The following is a 2,052-nucleotide window of genomic DNA, read 5'->3' on the forward strand; positions in this document are numbered from 1 at the left end:
ATTATACATTATTTTCAGTATAGTTGAGCTTATTATTGACTAGAGTCATGCTCTGTTCCGCTGACGGGAATGGCGCGACAGGCCAAAGCTCGCGACAGTTTCCCTGGCCACAGCCTGCTCGGTTTACCAAGGTTAAGATTAGATTAAAAAGGAAGAGGCGGGGGTAACCTCAAGCTATTCTGGATAACCTATGTGAAAAGAGTCTGCTGCTCTCTTGGTTCTCGTTTTGGGTAGAGGAGACTGGCTGTGGACGCTGTTGCTGCTGAGCTGAAAACCGATCGCGTCAGCGGGACGGAGTCCTTTCGCGTCAGCGGGACGGAGTCCTTGCACTTGACCTTGCCCTCATCTGCGCCCTTGCCAACCGTGGCCGCCTGGGCCCACCAGCTGTTGAGCCAGCAATGGCAGCGGCTGCAGAAACACGTAAAGCGAGTTCTGACCCAGCATCCAGAAGCGGCAGAGTCTCTGCACCAAATCCGGGTGACCCTGCGCCGTATTGGCACCTGGGTGCAGGTATTTCAGGGATCCGTCCGGCTGCCCAAGCCTCTCAAGCCCAAACGCCTGCAAAAGCTGGCCAGTGCTTTGGGCAAGCAGCGGGATCTGGACGTGCTGCTGGAAATCCTGCAGGAACCTTGCTGGGAAGGGATCCCGGCAGCCCAGCAGGCAGAACTGGAGAAGCTAAAACAAGATCTGCAGCAACGTCGAACCCAAGCCGAGAAACGCTCCCGCCGCATTCTTGAAGATGCTGACTTCCTGGCGTTTCAAGCTGCCTGCGAGCAGTGGCTGGCTCACCCCCGCTATAAGCCCCAGGCGGAGCTGCCTTTGCCGGAAAGCTTGCCCCACTTGCTGACTCCCCTGCTGGCCCAGTGGCTGCTGCAGCCAGGCTGGCGGATCCCTGCTTTCCCCGCAACGGAAGCCCAGGCTGAGCAACTGCACGAGCTGCGCAAGGCCACCAAACGGCTGCGCTATCAGGTGGAGTTTTTTGCGCCCTTTTACGGGGAAACCATGCAAGATTGGATAGCAACCCTGAAGTGCTTGCAGGATCAACTGGGCCGCTTTAACGATTTGCAGGTTTTGCAAGGCGAGCTGCCTGCAGACTCAGACCTACAAACCCTTCTCCAGGAACAACAAAAACTAGCCCTCCAGGAGTGGCCTGAGCACCAACAGCGCTGCCTGGCCTCTGCCGAGCAGCACCGGCTTTACTCTAATCTTTTCTCTGTTTCCAATTTCTTTCCAACTGGGGATCCCTAGGTTTCCAATTCTATAGATCCCCCCGAAGGAAAAACCCCGCCTTATTGGCGGGGGATTTTTTGTGGCTATAGGGTTTCCAATTTCTAGGGATCCCCCCGAAGGGGGAACATAGTGAGCAATGTTGAACTTCTCGCGGTCTTCGTGTTTCCAATTTCTAGGGATCCCCCCGAAGGGGGAACTTTTCACCGGAAAGCCTAGGCAGTACCGTGCTGACTGTCAGTTTCCAATTTCTAGGGATCCCCCCGAAGGGGGAACTTTTCACCGGAAAGCCTAGGCAGTACCGTGCTGACTGTCAGTTTCCAATTTCTAGGGATCCCCCCGAAGGGGGAACTCGACCAGGAGAAGATTTACACAGACAAACGAGAACCTCATTGTTTCCAATTTCTAGGGATCCCCCCGAAGGGGGAACACTTCGATTCAGAGGGCTAAAGTAGAGTTGGCAGATGCTTGTTTCCAATTTCTAGGGATCCCCCCGAAGGGGGAACGCTAATTATGTATTGGCGAAGTACAGACTTCAGCAAGAAACGTTTCCAATTTCTAGGGATCCCCCCGAAGGGGGAACTGCACATATGTATACCTCCCTGCGAAAAGGGAAGGAGTGTTTCCAATTTCTAGGGATCCCCCCGAAGGGGGAACCTGGTCAAGATCGTGGCTAGTGTAAGCAGCCTAGACGCTGTTTCCAATTTCTAGGGATCCCCCCGAAGGGGGAACACACTACGTAATCGTTTTCTTGCTCAACCAAGTACCATTGTTTCCAATTTCTAGGGATCCCCCCGAAGGGGGAACACACTACGTAATCGTTTT

1 protein-coding gene and 1 CRISPR repeat array are annotated in these 2,052 nt (G+C 54.2%); the gene reads left to right on the forward strand.

The window, feature by feature from the left end; all coding sequences use genetic code 11:
• The first annotated feature begins 246 nt into the window (after positions 1–246).
• Positions 247–1,248: a CHAD domain-containing protein gene (locus tag NW829_RS12050; protein ID WP_414357355.1), complete on the forward strand. Its 1,002-nt coding sequence runs from the start codon at positions 247–249 to the stop codon at positions 1,246–1,248.
• Between the two features lie 72 nt (positions 1,249–1,320).
• A CRISPR array of direct repeats spans positions 1,321–2,034; the repeat unit is 36 nt; unit sequence GTTTCCAATTTCTAGGGATCCCCCCGAAGGGGGAAC.
• Positions 2,035–2,052: the final 18 nt, after the last annotated feature.

This window comes from Synechococcus sp. R55.8 (assembly GCF_047461895.1).
Lineage (GTDB): Bacteria > Cyanobacteriota > Cyanobacteriia > Thermostichales > Thermostichaceae > Thermostichus.